Source organism: Microcystis sp. M44BS1 (genome assembly GCF_020244875.1).
Taxonomy (GTDB): domain Bacteria; phylum Cyanobacteriota; class Cyanobacteriia; order Cyanobacteriales; family Microcystaceae; genus Microcystis; species Microcystis panniformis.
The window spans coordinates 54,641-72,916 of sequence record NZ_JADBVM010000130.1 but is presented as its reverse complement, the minus strand read 5'-3'; the positions used below and the strand labels follow the sequence as shown (position 1 = coordinate 72,916).

General features: G+C 40.9%; 14 protein-coding genes. 5 read left to right on the top strand and 9 right to left on the bottom strand.

Features of this window, described 5'->3' with window-relative positions; translation table 11 throughout:
- The first annotated feature begins 3 nt into the window (after positions 1–3).
- The 4 genes from IM515_RS10535 (at position 4) to IM515_RS10520 (ending at position 5,815) form a co-directional block, all read left to right on the top strand.
- Positions 4–834, top strand: a complete 831-nt coding sequence (locus IM515_RS10535; RefSeq protein ID WP_287697983.1) for an Rpn family recombination-promoting nuclease/putative transposase — start codon at positions 4–6, stop codon at positions 832–834.
- A gap of 71 nt (positions 835–905) precedes the next feature.
- Positions 906–3,530: an alanine--tRNA ligase gene (gene alaS / locus IM515_RS10530; protein WP_287627587.1), complete on the top strand. Its 2,625-nt coding sequence runs from the start codon at positions 906–908 to the stop codon at positions 3,528–3,530.
- A 70-nt stretch (positions 3,531–3,600) separates the two neighbouring features.
- A complete protein-coding gene (locus IM515_RS10525; protein WP_287627585.1) occupies positions 3,601–5,067 on the top strand; it encodes an AAA family ATPase in 1,467 nt (488 codons plus the stop codon).
- Positions 5,060–5,815, top strand: a complete 756-nt coding sequence (locus IM515_RS10520; protein WP_287627583.1) for a hypothetical protein — start codon at positions 5,060–5,062, stop codon at positions 5,813–5,815. Before IM515_RS10525 ends, IM515_RS10520 begins: the two co-directional genes overlap by 8 nt.
- 483 nt (positions 5,816–6,298) lie before the next feature.
- On the opposite strand, the gene IM515_RS10515 is transcribed toward IM515_RS10520, so the two are convergent.
- The 3 genes from IM515_RS10515 to IM515_RS10505 all read right to left on the bottom strand — a co-directional run bounded on the left by IM515_RS10515 (position 6,299) and on the right by IM515_RS10505 (position 12,025).
- Positions 6,299–7,615 (bottom strand): family 10 glycosylhydrolase, encoded by a 1,317-nt coding sequence (locus IM515_RS10515; RefSeq protein ID WP_193961706.1) that lies wholly within the window; start codon positions 7,613–7,615, stop codon positions 6,299–6,301.
- Between the two features lie 212 nt (positions 7,616–7,827).
- A complete protein-coding gene (locus tag IM515_RS10510; RefSeq protein ID WP_287627582.1) occupies positions 7,828–9,405 on the bottom strand; it encodes a glycosyltransferase family 39 protein in 1,578 nt (525 codons plus the stop codon).
- A gap of 1 nt (position 9,406) precedes the next feature.
- Positions 9,407–12,025, bottom strand: coding sequence for a replicative DNA helicase (locus IM515_RS10505; RefSeq protein WP_287627581.1), 2,619 nt, complete (start codon positions 12,023–12,025; stop codon positions 9,407–9,409).
- A 291-nt stretch (positions 12,026–12,316) separates the two neighbouring features.
- Here IM515_RS10505 and cobM point away from each other — a divergent pair, with 291 nt between their 5' ends.
- Complete coding sequence (gene cobM / locus IM515_RS10500; RefSeq protein WP_287627580.1) at positions 12,317–13,105, top strand: precorrin-4 C(11)-methyltransferase; 789 nt, start codon at positions 12,317–12,319, stop codon at positions 13,103–13,105.
- A gap of 365 nt (positions 13,106–13,470) precedes the next feature.
- Here the strand turns inward: cobM and IM515_RS10495 are convergent, their stop codons facing one another.
- The 6 genes from IM515_RS10495 to IM515_RS10470 all read right to left on the bottom strand — a co-directional run bounded on the left by IM515_RS10495 (position 13,471) and on the right by IM515_RS10470 (position 17,542).
- Positions 13,471–13,938 carry a TspO/MBR family protein gene (locus IM515_RS10495; RefSeq protein WP_002767260.1) on the bottom strand — a complete coding sequence of 156 codons (468 nt, stop codon included), beginning with the start codon at positions 13,936–13,938 and terminating at the stop codon, positions 13,471–13,473.
- 9 nt (positions 13,939–13,947) lie between these two features.
- Entirely contained in the window at positions 13,948–14,289 is a 342-nt protein-coding gene (locus IM515_RS10490; protein ID WP_287627579.1) for a translation initiation factor, read from the bottom strand.
- Positions 14,290–14,443: 154 nt separating this feature from the next.
- The gene (locus tag IM515_RS10485; RefSeq protein ID WP_287627578.1) at positions 14,444–15,976 is read right to left on the bottom strand and encodes a cryptochrome/photolyase family protein; all 1,533 of its coding nucleotides are present in this window, start codon (positions 15,974–15,976) and stop codon (positions 14,444–14,446) included.
- 2 nt (positions 15,977–15,978) lie between these two features.
- Positions 15,979–16,137, bottom strand: a complete 159-nt coding sequence (locus tag IM515_RS10480; RefSeq protein WP_002776561.1) for a hypothetical protein — start codon at positions 16,135–16,137, stop codon at positions 15,979–15,981.
- Between the two features lie 18 nt (positions 16,138–16,155).
- Positions 16,156–16,314 carry a hypothetical protein gene (locus IM515_RS10475; protein ID WP_287633130.1) on the bottom strand — a complete coding sequence of 53 codons (159 nt, stop codon included), beginning with the start codon at positions 16,312–16,314 and terminating at the stop codon, positions 16,156–16,158.
- A 94-nt stretch (positions 16,315–16,408) separates the two neighbouring features.
- On the bottom strand, positions 16,409–17,542 hold the full coding sequence (locus IM515_RS10470) for a HetZ-related protein 2 (protein ID WP_002767266.1): 1,134 nt from the start codon (positions 17,540–17,542) through the stop codon (positions 16,409–16,411).
- Between the last annotated feature and the right edge of the window lie 734 nt (positions 17,543–18,276).

The window sequence follows — 18,276 nt, the reverse complement described above, 5'->3', positions numbered from 1 at the left end:
TCCATGAAACCCCATGACCAATTTGCCAAAAATTACCTTGAACAATTACTTTCTCCCCTGGGAACCGTCGAAATCAGCAAAGAAGTCAGCGATGAAACCCGACAGATAGACCTATTTTTTTCCCCCAATCCCGAACCAAACCCCGATTATCTGGGATTATTAGGCAGAATTGTCCTTAATACTGTCTTAATTGAACCCTATCGCAATCCTCCCAATCGGAGCGAGATTCGTAATTGTTTAGCAAAACTTTTGGCGATTTTAGCCGAACTGCAAAGACAAGCTAAACGAGAAAATCAGAGTTACAATGAAGACAATGCCCCTCGTTTGTGGATTTTATCCCCTTCGGCTGGTATCACTGTTTTAGGAGGATTTGGGGCAAAATTAGAGCCAGATTGGCCAGAAGGAGTCTATTTTCTTCCCTCGCTTTATCGCACGGCAATTATCGCTATTAATCAATTGCCTGTGACGGCTGAGACTCTCTGGTTAAGATTATTAGGACGGGGAAAAACTCAAAACCAAGCGGTGCGAGAATTGTTAGAATTACCTCAAGGTAATGCTTTCCGGGAAAATGTGCTGGAATTATTGATTAGTTGGCGGGTTAGTATGGAAGTAAATAACATCCTAGAAACTGAGGATAGAGAGGTGTTTATGACTTTATCTCAAACCTATCAGGAATGGAAGGAAGCAACTAAACAGGAAGGACGACAGGAAGGACGACAGGAAGGAAAACTGGAATCTATTCCCCGTTTGCTTGCTTTGGGTTTAAGTGTGGAACAAATCGCTCAAGCTTTGGATTTAGACTTAGAACAAGTCCGACAAGCGGCGCGAGGGTAAAGGTGGAGAGTTAAAACGTAAAAATGCCACAATGGATAAAATAGGCATTTTCTGATTAACTGACATCTTCTATGAGTAACCACCTAAGCGGAAGCGAGATTCGCCAGCGATTTTTAGACTTTTTTGCGGCCAGAAACCATAAAATTCTCCCTAGTGCCTCCCTAGTCCCAGAAGACCCCACCGTTTTGCTGACTATTGCGGGAATGCTCCCTTTTAAGCCGATTTTCTTAGGGCAAAAGACCCCGGAATTTCCCCGCGCTACCACTTCCCAAAAATGTATTCGCACCAACGATATCGAAAATGTCGGCCGGACTGCTAGACATCATACTTTTTTTGAGATGTTGGGCAATTTTAGCTTTGGTGATTATTTTAAAGAACAAGCGATCGCCTGGGCCTGGGAATTATCCACAGAAGTTTTTAAGCTTCCCCCCGAAAGATTAGTCGTTAGTGTCTTTAAAGAGGATGAGGAAGCTTTCGCTATCTGGCGCGATAAAATCGGTATTCCTGCCCATCGTATCCAAAAAATGGGCGAAGCGGATAACTTTTGGGTATCGGGTCCCACGGGTCCCTGTGGTCCCTGTTCGGAAATTTACTACGATTTTCACCCGGAATTAGGGGATAAAACCATCGATTTAGAGGATGATAGCCGTTTTATCGAGTTTTATAACCTCGTCTTTATGCAGTATAACCGCGACGCAGACGGCAATCTGACACCCCTAGCGAATAAAAATATCGATACGGGGATGGGTTTGGAACGGATGGCGCAAATCCTGCAAAAAGTCGCCAATAACTACGAAACTGACCTAATTTTCCCGATTGTCGCCGAAGCGGCCCGGTTAGCAGCCATAGACTACCAGAAAGCGGACGAAAAAACGAAAGTTTCCCTAAAAGTCATCGGTGATCATGTGCGCTCGGTAGTACATATGATAGCGGATGGTATCTCAGCATCGAATACTGACAGGGGTTACGTCCTGCGTCGTCTGATTCGGAGAGTAGTACGGCACGGGCGTTTAATCGGTATTGAAGGTCAATTTATCAGCAAAGTGGCGGAAGTTGCGATCGCTCTTTCCGAGTCCGTCTATGGCAATGTTCGGGAACGAGAAACGGTGATCAAGGCAGAATTAGAGCGAGAGGAAGCGAGATTTTTAGAAACCCTAGAAAGAGGCGAGAAACTGCTCGAATCGATTCTAGAAAAAGAAAAAAGCCAGATTTCGGGAGTTGATGCCTTTACCCTTTATGATACCTATGGCTTCCCCCTGGAACTCACTCAAGAAATCGCCGAGGAGCAGGGTTTAAGCGTCGATACGGCGGGTTTCGAGCAGGAAATGAAAAAACAGCAGCAAAGATCAAAAGCCGCCCACGAAACCATAGATTTGACGGTACAGGGTAGTTTAGATAAGCTGGCAGAACATATTCACCCGACGGAATTTCTCGGTTATACGGATTTGCAAGCAACCGCAACAGTAACGGCGGTTTTAGTCGCCGGTAAAACGGTGGAATCAGCCGCAGCAGGCACTGAGGTGCAGGTAGTTCTCGATCAAACGCCTTTTTATGCCGAATCGGGTGGACAAATCGGTGATAAGGGTTATTTAACCGGCGATAATCTGCTTATCCGCGTGGAGGATGTGCAGAAAGAATCGGGGATTTTTATCCATTTTGGTCGGATTGAGCGGGGAATTGTCACCACCGGCGATACAATTAATGCACAGATTGACCGTTCCTGTCGTCGTCGCGCCCAAGCTAATCATACCGCCACCCATCTGCTACAATCGGCCTTGAAAAAGCTTGTCGATGGGGGGATTTCCCAAGCAGGTTCCCTCGTCAGTTTTGAGCGCCTCCGTTTTGATTTTAACTGTCCTCGTCCCCTGACTAGCTCTGAATTGCAACAGGTGGAAGAACAGATTAACACTTGGATTGCCGAAGCGCATGACACCGAGATAGCGGTGATGGGATTGGAAGAAGCGAAGCAAAAGGGAGCTATTGCCATGTTTGGCGAAAAATACGGCTCAGAAGTGCGAGTTATCGATATTCCTAGCGTTTCTATGGAATTATGCGGGGGAACTCACGTTAAAAATACCGCCGAGATCGGTTTATTTAAAATCATCTCCGAGACGGGAATCGCCGCGGGAATTCGTCGCATCGAAGCGGTGGCCGGCCCTGCCGTGTTAGCCTATTTGAATGAACGGGATCAGGTGGTGCGGGATTTGTGCGATCGCTTTAAGGTCAAACCTCTGGAAATTCCCGATCGCATTACGGCCCTACAATCAGAGTTAAAGGGGACACAAAAGCAGTTAGAAGCGGTTAAACAGGAGTTGGCGCTAACTAAATCGGATGCTTTGCTATCTCAAGCTGAATCTATCGGCGAATTTAAGCTATTAGTCGCTTCTTTGGGCGATATTGATGCTAATGCTTTGATGGCTGCGGCCGAAAGACTACAGCAAAAATTAGGGGAAGGGGCAGTGGTTTTGGCCTCGACTCCCGCAGCTGATAAAGTGAGTTTAGTGGCCGCTTTTAGTTCCAGGGTGATTAAAGATAAGGGTTTACAAGCGGGTAAATTTATCGGTGCGATCGCTAAAATCTGCGCTGGTGGTGGTGGTGGTCGTCCCAATTTAGCTCAAGCTGGGGGACGGGATGCTAGTAAGTTAAGCGAAGCTTTAGCTAAGGCCAAAAGTCAGTTAACTAGCAGTTTACAATAGTTTTAAGGGTGGGCATTTTGTCCACCTTTAAAAAATTAGTTATCCTCTCGGTGTGATTGGTAAAAATAATATGGAACTACTGATCAAGAATTTGGGGTCAATTAGAAATAATAATCAAACTATAGATTTAACCAAGAAGTTTTATACTTTTATTGGTTACAATAATAGTGGCAAAACCCTAGTTTCTCAGCTTTTATGGACAATTTTTAATGATGACAATATTAGAAAGTTTTCCGAAAATACCCAAATTGATTCTTTAGTAATTGACTCTAAAAAACCTATTAAGATTAATCAAGAATTAATCGATGAGATTCTCAATAAATTTAGCCGATTTATTGAAAAAGAAGTTGTTAATACTTATAATCTTGATGCCAGTATTAAAGAAACGATTATTGGTTCCAATAAATTAGTTTTTCAAGCAAATATCCAAGAATTTAAAGAGACGAAATTTAAAACAACTTTTTTGGTTCGTGTTGCAGGAAATAATGATCTGGAGTATTTACAGATTAGCAAGGGCAAAGGTAGCCTAACAATAAATATAAAAGAACCTAATATACCTGAAAAAGTATTTGATCAAATACCCAGAGACTTTTTTGAGAGAGCTAAACCATACAAGGAATCAGTAATTATTCCGTCAATAATAAGAGTGCTTTTGTCTCATGCAGAAGATACTTTTTTTATCCCCGCTAGTCGTAGCTTTTTTCCTGTTTTCTACCAGTACATTTATGAGATAGAGAGAAATAAAAGAAGTGAGTATAATCGTCGATTGCAAGAATTAATAGAAAATATTGATGATGATGTTAATACTAATCGGGATATATTCAAACGTCTTCAAGAACAATTACCCAAAAGGTCTTACACAGAACCAATGAATAAAGTGATTGAGTCGCTTTATTCTCTCAATACCAAGAAAAAAATTAATTCAGTTTATAATTCTCTGATTGAAAAGATGATCGGATTAATGGGAGGAGAAATCACGATTTCTAGTCTAGAAGCGATCGCACCTATTCAATTTTCTTTTAAATTCGATGAAAGCAAAGATTTACCTATGTATCTAGCTTCATCTTCAGTCAATCAGTTGACTGTCTTGTATCTTTACCTCAAATATTGGGCCAAGGAAAAAAACAATTTTTTGATGATAGATGAACCAGAAGTTAATTTGCATCCCGAAAATCAAATTCGCTTAATGGATATTTTAGTTCAATTTGTCACCGAGCATGATAATCGGGTTTTGATCACCACCCATAGCCCGATTTTAACCGATATTCTCAACAATTATGTTTATCTTCATACCTTAAAAAGTTATGATGTTGATGTCACAAAAATTATTGAAGATAATCAATTAAAAAATTTAAATCCAGAAATTTCACTTGCTAAAGAAGACTTAGGGGTTTACTTTTTCACGGGTGATAAAATTATTGATTATGGAACCAGTCAATATGGTGTTTATTTTCGTAACTTTAAAGAAGTTATCAACTCTGTGCAGAAATCTGGAGAAATTTTAACCAATCATATCTATTTAGCAGAGAATGAGTAAGTCTAACTCAAAAAAAGAAATATTTTCCCTTAGACAAGAGTTTCATCAAGCTTTAGAAAAACAGGGTTTTATTGAAGAAATCTCCCCTACTCAGGATGAGTATATTGAAATTCAAGAAACAAAACAGACCGATTTAAAGAAAGTAGTTATTAATCACTTACAGTTATCGTCTAAAAATGACAAAAATATATCTACAGAAGTAGATAAAATCTGGGTTATCAATTTAGAAAAAGAGTTACACGGTATCTCTGCTTCCGGCAAAACCCCTGAAAAAGCTATATTAGTTTTACAGAGAAAAGTCGATGATGGGGGTAAAATTCTCAATTATCATCTGCAAATTTGTTTAATTGAACTTAAAGCATCCCTACAGGCAAAAAAAGACAAAGAAAGCACATTAAAGCAGATTGCTGGTAAATTTCAAAGCGGGATGAATAGAATCTATATGCTTCTGACTCTCAATAATCATGCTAATCCCCAGAAAAACTATCAAAATGCAAAAATATTTGTGCAATTCAGAGGAATTATTTTTTATAATCGCAACGAAATTAGTGATATTGCCAAAGAAAATGAGCGAGACTATAATTCGAGCGAGAGTACCTTATATAAAATTCTCTCTCAATCTACAGAATCAAATTTATTAACCCTAGAAACCCTATTAGAAGAACGAGATAAAATCGTCGTTAGGTTTATCCAAAATCCCAATCAAAATCAAAATTATATCACCATAGGACTGAAAAATTTACTCTGAATAAATGATGCTTCTCGGCAATCTTGACAAGCTTTTTAGACGTCAGCATTTAATCAGAACGTAGGTTGGGTTGAAGCATGAAACCCAACGCCTGCATGGGTTACGCTACCGCTAACCCATCCTACAAATAATTGTGCCTCCCTACTTAAATGATGCTTCTCGGCAATCTTGACAAGCTTTTTAGACGTCAGCATTTAATCAGAACGTAGGTTGGGTTGAAGCATGAAACCCAACGCCCGATTATGTTACGCTACCGCTAACCCATCCTACAAATAATTGTGCCTCCCTACTTAAATGCTGCTTCTCGGCAATCTTGACAAGCTTTTTAGACGTCAGCATTTAATCAGATGCGAGTTTTCATTGCACTGTTTACTGTTTACTGGACGGCTACGCCGTGCCTTTGGCAACACTGAAAAAAATCCCGCCACTCTCCTATACCTTTTAAACAGGATTTAGTATAATTTCGATGGGCCAAAATTGCTATTAACTACCCGGAGGGGGAATTACAGGAATTTCGATCCCGTCCGGAGCTAAGGGGGGAGGTGTGGGGGTTAGTTCTGGCTGGTCAACAGGTTCAGGTGTACTAACTAAGGGGATATTTTCCAGCACGGGAAGACGGGGAGTGATGGGTTGCGAAAACATCGCTTGAATTGCCGCTTTTCTGGTTTCTGGCGGTTCCAAAGCTTGCTGCCAGAGACTTTCATAAAAGAAGAAAATCACCCCTAAACCCCGTTGACGAGCAGCCAATACCTTTTCTTCAATCAAGGGTAGGGCAATCGGTCGATTGCGTAAACCGGTTAAAACTCCCACACCGGTGGGGATAGTTTGCTGGGTTTCCTGAATTTCGGGACGCTCTATTTGTTTGAGAAAACTGGGCAAATCGGGACGATAAACCTGTACGATTAACTCATCGACTAATCCTTGCCGCACCCAACCGAGCCAATCCTGTAAATGACCATTATAGGCGAATTCGTAGGGATTAGGGGCGATCGAAAGCAGTATATTCGGTTTAATTGCCTGAATTGATTCTTTGAGATTAGCCAGAAAAGCAGTGATTTTATCGGCCCGCCATTTTGTCCATTCGGGATCCCGGGGGTTAGCTGGGGGCGTTTTTTCGGTTTCCTGTTGATAAAGAGCGATAGTATAGGGATCATAGCCGAATTCGTTGGGTAAACTCAGATGATCGTCGAATTGGATGCCATTAATATCGTATTGTCCCACTACTTCCAAGACTAACTCCCGCAGAAAATTCTGCACCTCGGGACGGAAGGGATTCAACCACACCACCTCACCGGCTGCCCCTACCCAAGTGGTCCCCCCGTCGCGTTTTTGGGTTAACCAGTCCTGATGTTTTAAGGCTAATTCCGAGGTGGGAGGAGCCATAAATCCGAATTCAAACCAAGGAATGACCAATAATCCCCTGCCACGGGTTTGTTCCACCAATTCTGCCAAGATATCTTGTCCCTGCGCTCCCGTAGGCACAAAAGGCTGTATTCCTTCCCGTTGGGCGATCGCACTAGGATAGAGAGCATAACCGGAATTCCAGACCACGGGATAGATAGCATTAAAATTAAGATTAACTAATTGCTCGATCGCCTGTTGTCGTTTATCCCTGTCCATCAGCATCGCAGTATCGTTGGTGGTGATCCAAACACCGCGGATATCAGGATCTCGACTTTGAGAGAAAGCGGCAGAAAAATAGCCTAATAGTAGGACTATGAGAAAAGATACTAAGAATAGTAGTATAGGGAACTTTTTAAGAATTTGCCGCCAAACGCTAGTCGGAATTAGAAAAGTCATTTCTTTAAGGTGAAGATTAACGGTTTTAACTGGTTATAATACCAGCTTTGCTCAACTCTTTGAGGCTAGATTGACCCAAAATAAGTAGGTAGGCACAATTATTTGTAGGATGGGTTAGCGGTAGCGTAACATAATCGGGCGTTGGGTTTCATGCTTCAACCCAACCTACGTTCATTTTATATTTAATTCCACCCACCTACTTATATATTTACCTATTTCTTCCCTCGCCACAATTGACCTTGAGGATAGAAATCATCAAGACGAATATCGAATTGATCTAGGGCCAGTAATAACCGATTGGAAGGACGAAAAAAAAATAAGTTGGACTGGGGAATTTCTAGGACTTCTTTTAACTTATCGGTATCGGGGTTAGTTGTAGTCAGGAAGTATTGTACATCAGCATTAAGACGATAATTAAGGGAAAGCAAATCACCTAAGTTAGTCCAGTCATTACCTTCGTCGCTGATAATAATGGCATTGGGTACAGCATTAATTTTTCTGGCAACTTCGCCATTCCAATAACTAGGAACTTTTGCCCAACTGGTTTCGGAAAGAGCATTATTAAAGTTCGATATTATACTAGCAGTTAACAAAAAAGTCAAGATAATTTTACCTGAAAATTTCCCTTGACTAAGCAATTGTGACAAGAAAAAAGCTACAGTTATATAGATAGTGGGAAAGGTCGCAATTAGATAACGGGTGACAGTTGATCTAGTGGTGGTCAAAATTAGATCGGGAATGACTAAAGCTAGGAAAGGTACTAGGGTTGAGGTAATCAGAAAAGTAAAAACTATCGGGTTATTGTAGTGATAAACTCGATAAAAAGCATAGATAATTAAGATTAAAAAAATCAGTCTATATATATAGGTGAAGATGTTATTAAAACCAAAATCGCTATCGCTAAATGGAGAAGTAAAAGTTAAGAGCCATAATTTACTGAACAATCCCCAATCGAGATAGTTAACGGCAGCCCAACTGGTGGAATTAAAGGCTCTTTGAGAGTTAGTTAAAAAAACCTGTAACCAAGGTATATATAAAATTATCATTGTTAACCCAGATAACAGGAAAAATATCAAGTTATTTTTTCGCTCTGGTTTCATAACAAGATACCAAAGTATCAAGGCTGCTTGAGCAAATAAGTTAAGAATAAAAAAGAGATGGGTGTAGAGTCCGAGAGTATTAGAGAAGGTGTATAAAGACCAATTAACAAGAGTTCTTTTTTTGAGGCATTTTAACAGCATTAATTGACTGATTATCGTTAACATAACTAAAAGACTATACTGACGGGACATTTGAGCGAATATTATATCAACTGGAGAGAGTGCTAATAAAATTACTGCTAGAATTGCCGTTAACTTTGATGGAAATAATTCTAGGGATAGATAGTAAATAAATGGCAGAGAGAGAAGACTAAAAACAACCGCTAAACTGCGGGAATAAAAGGGAGAAAAACCGAATAGTTTTTCCCAATAGCGAGAGATAATAAAGTATAAAGGTGGGTGTTGAGGGTCTTCTTTAGCGAGAGATTGAATCGTATCAAAAACATTACTTTCGGGTTTTAGTTGTTGAAATTTTCCTAATTCTGTGGTAGATAAAAGACGATTTTTAAAGATAGTATCTGCGATTTCCTTTGCTTGATAACCAGTGGTTCTAATGGTGGTGTAGGATTCATCATGCCAATAGACTTTTTTATCGATATTTGCAAAACGAAAAACCACACCAAGAGTTAGGATAATTACCAAAAGTATTAAGAGACAATTGTGGGTTTTATAATTAATATTTGCTTGCATTTTAATAATTAGAGCGACTTTGTTTAAGATTGAGAAACTTGGTAAATTCCGGTTGAAAAAGTAGCTTAATTGTGCCAGTGGGACCGTTACGATGTTTAGTAATAATTACTTCAGCCACACCTCGATCGGGACTATCGGGGTTATAATATTCATCTCGGTATAACATCATAATTAAATCCGCATCCTGTTCGATACTGTTATGGACGATGATATTATTGGCAATAAAGTTATGCAATTTATCTACTGTTAAATCATACACTTCTGTCTCTCCATCCGCTTGAATTGCCATAACTTCATCCCAGTAAATATCACTATCCGCTAAGTGCTGTATTTGGGAACATTCAAGAATGTCTCCTAATTTATTGGCTCTTTCTCGACTTAAGTTTGATTTGTATAAACTTGTCCCACAATATTGATTACCCAGTGCAGCTTGCATTTGTCGTGTAGTTAAACCACTTTGTTCCATAGCGGGTACAGCATATAGTCGCCAGATATCGTTAGGAATGATATCCTTATTAGGATTAGCTTGGTGATTTTGAAGATAAGTAGTTATTTCTTGTAAAGACTGGGTTTTATAGCTGCCAACAGCACCAATAATCTCAGTAAATTTCTTCAAGTCTGATTTACCTGTTATTGTAACATGGTATTGATCTCGTCCTTTTCCTGTTTGTGAGTGTTTCGATAGCTTTCCATTAATTTCTACTCTTAGTAAAAGCGATTGTACATCCTGAGCTAATCTTAAGCTACTGCTAGAATAATAAGCCATAGGACGAGGTGATTTTCCTTGAACCAATTTAAGGGAACCATCGGTACTCCAAAGATGACGTAAAAATAAGGCTATTGCTGATTGAGTTTGCTCAAAAACTTGAGGAGGAATGAATTTTTCATAGGAACGTAAACCCCAAACTCCTAGACGTTCTAACCATTGAGAAATAGGATTTTTAATATTATGAGTTAAGGGATAATTCGCTGTTAAATAAACCTGATACCATTGATGTTCAGGACTAATTCGAGGATTAATTCGATTATCAAATACTTGTATCGCTAAAGAAGCAACTAAATTGGCTAAATCTAACTCTTTAGTCGTATATTGAACACTATGACGTGGTAAGGTACATCCATCACCAATTAGATGACCTAATAATGCTAATTCAGCATTACTCATAGTTTGTAATTGCGAACTAGGTAAAAAGCGAGGTAAAGCGATATAATTACCAATATTTAATTCATCTAATCTTTGCCAACCGTGGACAGTCAAAAACTTGTGATTGGCTGTAGCTCTAATCGTGCGGCCTAAACGAGTTGTTAATCGAAAAACTGGCTTAAATCCTGTGGAAAAGACCTTAGTTACCAGTGCTTTTTCTAATTTCATTGTTTCCTCATTAAGAGCAAAAACCGTAAAATTAGAGCAATTCACTAACTCACAAATTGGCACTTTAGCACGGGGATCGGCTAACTCAACTAAACTATCACCCGCTAAACATCCCGACTCGCGTAAATCGGACATCATCGGTCTTTTATTATTGCGAGATTCCACAGCGCGACTTAACTGAGAAAGAGCAATTACTGGAGCATGAATTTCCCTCGCTAAACCCTTAAGACTGCGGGTAATTTTAGAAATTTCCTGAACGCGATTATCACCTCCCCCTTCCATTAATTGCAGATAATCGATTAAAACTAAGCCCATTTGTCCCTTTTTTTCTGCCTGTAAGCGCCGCACTTGGGAACGCATTTGAATCACACTTAAATTAGCACTGTCATCGATATATATGGGCAAATTTAATAACTTTTCTAGTCCCCCAAGAACCTTCTCTAAATCATTTTGTCCCAAACGGCCCGATCGAATCCGATTACTTTCGATTTTAGCCTCATTCGATAACAAACGTTGGGCTAATTGTTCCTTGGACATCTCCAAACTAAAGACAGCCACAGGTAAATTCTGTTGAGCGATATTATAAGCAATATTAAGAGCAAAAGAAGTTTTTCCCATGGAAGGCCTACCCGCAATAATAACTAAATCCGAGGGTTGTAAACCACTGGTCATCGCATCAAGATCATAAAATTGAGTTTCGATACCGGGTAGAGTGGTCGTCTCCTGCATTTTCTCAATTTCGTTAAAAGTTTCGATTAAAGTATCCCCCAGAAAAATTAAACCCTCCTGGGGTCGTTTTTGGGTGAGACGAAAAATCTTTTGTTCCGATTCATCGAAAACATTTTCTAATTCTAGCGTCGTATCCCTGGCTAACTCGATAATTTCTCCCCCGGTGGAAATTAACTGACGACGCATATATTTATCCATCACTAATTCCCCATAGCGATCGATGTTGGCAGCCGAGACAGTGCGCTCAATTAATTGTAACAATCGCGGCATTCCCCCGATTTCTTCCAGCAGATGATTATCCTGTAACCAACTACTAACCGTCATTAAATCCGTCGGTTTTCCTTTCCCTTGTAAAGCAAGCGCCGCACGATAAATATCTTGATGGGTTTTCACATAGAAAGCTTCTGGAATTAAAAAATCACTGATTCTACCTAACGCTTTTGGATCTAGCAAAATGCCACCTAAGATAGATTCTTCCGCTTCAATATTTTGGGGGGGGAGGGATTGATCGCTAATCATTGTCAATGCTGACCGTGCTTTATCATTAAGTAGGGAGGCACAATTATTTGTAGGATGGGTTAGCGGTAGCGTAACATAATCGGACGTTGGGTTTCATGCTTCAACCCAACCTACGTTCATCTTATATTTAATTCCACCCACCCACTTAATTATAGTCAGTTTTACCCTAATTAAATACAAATGTTCAGGTTAATGATAGGATTCAGTATTCAGGAGACAGTATTCAGTATTCAGGAGATTGTTTTTATTTATTCTCCCCACACCCCACACCCCTTGTAAACAGGATTTAGTATGACTTTAATTGACTCCTCGGCGCTCTCCCCGGCCGTCTATTTTATTGGTGCGGGACCCGGAGATCCGGAATTATTGACGGTAAAAGCCTATAAAATTCTCCAAAAAGCCGATGTTATCGTCTTTGCTGATTCCCTCGTCCCCAAACAGATGCTTGAGGACACTCCTAAAGATGCCGAGTTAATTCCCACCAGTAGCATCACCCTAGAGGAAATTATCCCTTTAATGATCGATCGCGTGCGTCGGGGTTTAGCGGTGGTGCGACTGCAATCGGGGGATTTAAGTCTCTATAGTGCCATCCAAGAACAAATTGAGCTTTTGACAGCAGCAGATATCCCCTTTCAGCTAATCCCCGGAATTAGTGCCTTTCAGGGATTAGCGGCCAAATTGGCCCTAGAATTAACGATTCCGGAATTAGTCCAGACAATTATTCTAACCCGGGTGGAAGGAAAAGCCTCTCCCATGCCAGAAAGTGAAGAATTAGCCTCTTTAGCCGCTCATAAAGCCAGTTTATGCCTATATTTAGCCGCTCGTCATGTTGACAAAGCCCAGGAGAAACTCCTACAATACTACCAGCCAGAGCAACAGGTGGCCGTTTGTTTCCGTCTCGGTTGGCCCGACGAAAAAATCTGGGTTGTCCCCCTGTCAGAGATGGCCAAACTAACCCATCGGGAAAATTTAACTAGAACTACCCTTTATCTCATTAGTCCCGCTTTAAACCAGATTACAGGAACTCGATCGCAACTTTATCACCCGCAACATTCCCATCTTTTCCGTCCTCATCCCTAGATATTTTCTGGGGAATCTATCGAAAGAAACACCAGGTTTCTACCTAAAGTTAGATTTAAAGAGCGGCGATTTTGTTTAGGATTATTTCAGGAGGTAGGACAATTTTAAAAACGTTTGAAATTAGTCTGACAATCCATGCACAGCTGCCCGATTTGTTCGGGAATTACCCTTCGTCACCTTGTAGCTAGTCGTGCCTACTGGTATTGTCCTCACTGTCGTCAGGAGGTTCCTAACTTCCTTGATTGCTCCAGTCCTCGCAGGGTAGAGCGAGTTAGAGCGGAAAAAACAGTCTAGATTTTTAAGTTGGTAGATGGCAATAAGATCTGTGGGATGGGTTAATTTTTAACCCACCCCACTTTTCCTGTCTAGACATCCCGAGGATTGAGATGGCTCATTTCCCAAGTCACATAGGTACCGATCGGACTCCAGATCAGGTAAGGTAGGAGTAGGATACCCCCCCAAGAAGAAACAGGGAAAACCAAGAGCGCCAGAAGACAACCCAAGAAAAAACCCGTACCTCCGATAATCGTTCCCGCTTTGAGACTGCGTAGTTTACAGGTGACGGGAGTATAGGCAGTAATAGTCAATTCCACCAACAGATAAAAAGCCATCAAAAACCAGCGATTAGCAGGTTGAGCTTCCCAGACTAAATAAGCAGAAATTGCCCCACAAATATAGATAATTGTCCAGATAAGAGGGATTAATCTTTCAAAGGTTAACCAATCGGGACGACGCAAACGCGCAAACCAACGCACATCGCGAGAATTGAGTAATCCCCCAGCTAACGCTACCAAAAACCCCACGACACCGATAAGCAACCAAGAGGGAATCATGATTTTTAGCTATCCTCCGCTAATTTTGGCTTTGTAACCCGATTCAATGAGAATTTGTACAATTTTTTGGCGATGATCTCCTTGTATCTCAATGGTATTTTCTTTCACTGTACCACCCGTTCCGCAAGCGGTTTTTAACTGTTTTAATAATTTCGTCAGAGTTTCGGTTTGGCATTGAAAACCTGTAACCATGGTAACGGTTTTTCCCGCACGACCGGAGCGGGAGGTTTGTACTCGCAAATTCTGCTGATTTGGGGGTAATTCAGGGATGGAACGCTCAAAAGCTTGAGAATTACTTTGATCTCCAAATTCCTGATAGGCAATCCGGTTTTTTTCCTTTGATTTACTCATATAGCAATTATCATAGTGGGTTTTGGTTGTGGGGAAGTGGGGAAGTGGGGAGATGGGGAAGTTGTCTCATCACCCTATCACCCCAAAACCCTATCACCCTATCACCCTATCACCCTATCACCCTATCACCCTATCACCCCAAAACCCTATCACCCTATCTCCTCCTGACTCCTAAATCCTGACTACTGATAGCTCGTAATTGGTTGGACTGGTAGCGCATTTGATTAAGTTCAGCTGCCGACATTCGATCGAGATGACCTAAAATCATATTAACTCGACCTTGGGATTTTAATTTTTCTCGATGTCGTGCCAAAAAATCCCAGTAAAGAAAGTTAAAAGGACAGGCTAAATCCCCGACTCGTTCATTTTTTTTATACAGACAACCCCGACAATAATCACTCATTTTATCAATATAGTTCGCCGAGGCTGCGTAGGGTTTGGAGGCGAGAATTCCCCCGTCGGCAAATTGTCCCATTCCCAGTACATTAGTCTGCATTACCCAATCGTAGGCATCGATAAAAACACTATGAAACCAGTTTTCAATCTCTTGGGGAGAGCAACCAAAAATTAAGGCAAAATTGCTCAAAATCATTAATCTTTGAATATGATGAGCATAACCAGTATTTTCCACCTGGGATAATACTTGTTTGAGGCAATTCATCTCGGTTTGATTACTATCCCAAAAGAAAGCCGGTAAGGATTGTTGATGCTCAAACCAATTATGATTAGCGTAATCTTCTCCCAGATAATGATAAATTCCCTGCATATATTCCCGCCATCCTAACACCTGACGGATAAATCCTTCGATGCTATTTAGGGCTGAATTATCTTTTTTATAGGCAATTTCTGCCCCTTGAATCACTTCCAAAGGCGTTAGCAATCCTAGATTCAGATAGGGAGATAATAGGGAATGCCAGAGGGTTTCTTCTCCCGTTACCATCGCATCTTGGTAGGTTCCAAAGTTGGGCAGACAATTAGTAATAAAATGCTCCAATACTTGTAAAGCTTGTCTGCGGGTTACTGCCCAGGGAAAAGGTTTAATTTTTCCATATTTAGGAATATCTAAAGCTTCCACATCAGCGATAACTTGAAGGGTAATTTCATCAGGTTCAAACCAAAGAGGAGCAGTAGTTTTTAATCCATCTTTGGGCGGTTTGCGGTTTTGTTTATCAAAGTTCCATTGTCCTCCTATGGGTTGATTATCCTCCATTAAAATCTGCCATTTTTTGCGACTTTCTCGATAAAAATCCTCTAGTAATAGTCTTTTACGAGATTTAGCCCAATTATTAAAATCTGTCCTTGTCCAGAGAAAGTGATTATTATCAATTAGGGTTATAGCACAGTCTAAATTGAGATTTTTAATTAATCTAAGAAAAGGCAAATCATTAGGCATCATTATCTGTAATTCTTTAATACCTAATTGCTTAATCCAAGCAGATAAAATCGGCTCAAAATCTTCAGCAACTTCGTAGGTGACAGACCATCCTAAAGTTTTTAATTCTTCGGCAAAATGACGCATCGCCGACCAGATTAAAACTAATTTTTGCTGATGATAGGGTCTTGGTCGAATATGATTGTGGGATTCAATTAAAATAACCGGTGTTTCCTGTGAATAGGCTTGACGATTAGCTAAGGCCGCTTGTCCTGTCCATAATTGATCCCCTAAAATCCAAATGCCAATGGTCATAATTATTTCATTGCCTCTACTATTCCCCCGTATTTTTTAGCCATAATATCCGCCATTTCTCGAGCAGAAAATTTACTGGCTTTGTCGATGCTGGGGGTAAATGTCCCCGTAGGGGTTAAATAATGGGTAAATACCCCGACTTTTTTGCTAATAATCCACATATTTCTTGAAGTCAAAAATCAAAAAGGGGATGGGGTGTGGGGTGTGGGGTGTGGGGTGTGGGGAGTTTTCTCAGTGAAGTGATAACTGATAACTGATAACTGATAACTGATCACTGATAACTGATAACTGATAACTGATAACTGATAACTGATAACTGATAACTGATCACTGATCACTGATCACTGATCACTGATCACTGATCACTGATCACTGATAACTGATAACTGATAACTGATAACTGATAACTGATAACTGATAACTGATAACTGATTAGGTTTTTGTCCTGAGACTTTGGGCGCTTAGATAAAGTTGCGTCCATTCTTTGACCACTTGCGTGCGTTTACAGTTTAATTCGCCGGCGATTTCCTCAAGGGTTTTACCCGCTTTTAACCCATCGATAACGCTTTTACCCGTGGGAGAAAGGGCAGCATAGAAACTTTGCCATTGACTGAGAGTTAAGCCAAAATTATGCTCTTTCGGGCTGATTTGTAACCATTCAGCTATTAATTCTGTCCCTTCCTTGAGGGCAAAAACCTTAATCGCATGATAGCCAACTTTTTCCCGGAGACGATAAATCCGTTCGACGGGAATATTCATCGCTTTGGCGATCGCATCTTGGTTTTCGCCCCCTAAATAGAGGTTAAACCAAGTCACCGCCTCCGGACTAACATTTTCCTCTAGATATCTAGCAAAACTCTCTTGAACTTTTGCCCGTTGAATTTGCGCTTCTTGGGAAGTGCGTTGATCTTCGTAGATAGCGATCGCATTTTGATCCAGTAAACTTAAGCTATTTTCCCCCTCATCGCCACTAATTTCATCGGAGAGAATCCGGATTATTTCTTGCTGCGGCACATTAGTGATACCGCTCCTCGATTGACGACGAAGATAATTAACAAAACGATAGGCTAACAGGGGTTGATTGCGGATCGGACGCAGGGCGTATTCTTCTAGGGTGGCTAACAGCAGCTGATCGCGAGTAGCTTGATCGGTGGTACAACGAGCGATCCATGCTAACTGGGATTGCAGATAGCGATCGCTATTTAACATTTCTTGAATAACTTCCTGCAAGACATCGGCCACCGCTTGCCGACGATCGCGACTTAAGGAAACCCAAGTGCGAATTTGTTGCCGGAGAGTGACACAAGCACCGAGACGATCGATCAGGTTACGATAGGCACGGGTGGGACTAACCTTGAGATAGCGTTGCTGTAAAATTTGCCAAAGATAGACTAATCCCCGTTTAGCGATTTCTAAATCTCTCTCGTCTAAAGTTTCCCAACGTTGGCTATCTTCACCGAGTAACCAATTGATAATGGTATCCCGTTGGCGATCGGTTAAGGAATCCTCGGTTTGAGAGAGTATATCTTGCCATTGTTGCCTTAACTCGTCGATTATTGTCGTCATCGAAAAATTGAGTTCCAAACCCCGTCTTTTTAGGACGGCTTTAGTTTAAATACTAGCGCATTTACACGATATATACTAGAACCTGAGCCATGGAGAAAGCCTATCGCTGCCAATTTTACCCCACACCCGACTAGAACGAACTAATCAATTAAGTCTTTTACCTGATAAGGATTTAGGGCGATTGATGCCACCCGATCAAACCATACCAAGTAACGAAGAGCCACCCTAAAGCAAGCCCTGCAAACCTCGAACTCGGCAATCTAACATCCGAAATGGGATTTCCTCCTTTGGCAACGTTTGAAACTTGATTTGAAAAATAGAATCCTCGGATTAGAGTACAATCATCGCATCGGCTTAAATTGGATCGAAGGAAAGTTCCGATGGTTTGAGTTTCGCCATCATGACAGTCTCTTTCAGCAGCCAACTGGCGAAGTTGCCTGAGAAATGTTCGGCGAGGAATCGGCAAGTGTTATATAAGAAGCGGATTAGAACACAATCTTCGGTGTAAGGACTTGATCGCTTAGGGGGTGATGGAATATTATAAGGATAGGTTTTTTCAGTGAGCCATTCATGCGGATGCGGAGGTTAAGTCCTTAATTTTGATTACGGTTCGACCGAACACTCAGTAACGTTCTTCTCGGCGATTTGTGACAAAGGGTATTGTGAACAGTTTCTTGGGTAACTAAGCCATGAAAGCCTTGTCCAGACTCCATTTGAAAAGCTATAGATCACAA

Bases quoted from the DNA above. Each gene is read 5' to 3' on its own strand.
- IM515_RS10535 (WP_287697983.1), top strand. From the start codon at position 4: ATGAAACCCCATGACCAATTTGCCAAAAATTACCTTGAACAATTACTT.
- alaS (WP_287627587.1), top strand. From the start codon at position 906: ATGAGTAACCACCTAAGCGGAAGCGAGATTCGCCAGCGATTTTTAGAC.
- IM515_RS10525 (WP_287627585.1), top strand. From the start codon at position 3,601: ATGGAACTACTGATCAAGAATTTGGGGTCAATTAGAAATAATAATCAA.
- IM515_RS10520 (WP_287627583.1), top strand. From the start codon at position 5,060: ATGAGTAAGTCTAACTCAAAAAAAGAAATATTTTCCCTTAGACAAGAG.
- IM515_RS10515 (WP_193961706.1), bottom strand. From the start codon at position 7,615: ATGACTTTTCTAATTCCGACTAGCGTTTGGCGGCAAATTCTTAAAAAG.
- IM515_RS10510 (WP_287627582.1), bottom strand. From the start codon at position 9,405: ATGCAAGCAAATATTAATTATAAAACCCACAATTGTCTCTTAATACTT.
- IM515_RS10505 (WP_287627581.1), bottom strand. From the start codon at position 12,025: ATGATTAGCGATCAATCCCTCCCCCCCCAAAATATTGAAGCGGAAGAA.
- cobM (WP_287627580.1), top strand. From the start codon at position 12,317: ATGACTTTAATTGACTCCTCGGCGCTCTCCCCGGCCGTCTATTTTATT.
- IM515_RS10495 (WP_002767260.1), bottom strand. From the start codon at position 13,938: ATGATTCCCTCTTGGTTGCTTATCGGTGTCGTGGGGTTTTTGGTAGCG.
- IM515_RS10490 (WP_287627579.1), bottom strand. From the start codon at position 14,289: ATGAGTAAATCAAAGGAAAAAAACCGGATTGCCTATCAGGAATTTGGA.
- IM515_RS10485 (WP_287627578.1), bottom strand. From the start codon at position 15,976: ATGACCATTGGCATTTGGATTTTAGGGGATCAATTATGGACAGGACAA.
- IM515_RS10480 (WP_002776561.1), bottom strand. From the start codon at position 16,137: ATGTGGATTATTAGCAAAAAAGTCGGGGTATTTACCCATTATTTAACC.
- IM515_RS10470 (WP_002767266.1), bottom strand. From the start codon at position 17,542: ATGACGACAATAATCGACGAGTTAAGGCAACAATGGCAAGATATACTC.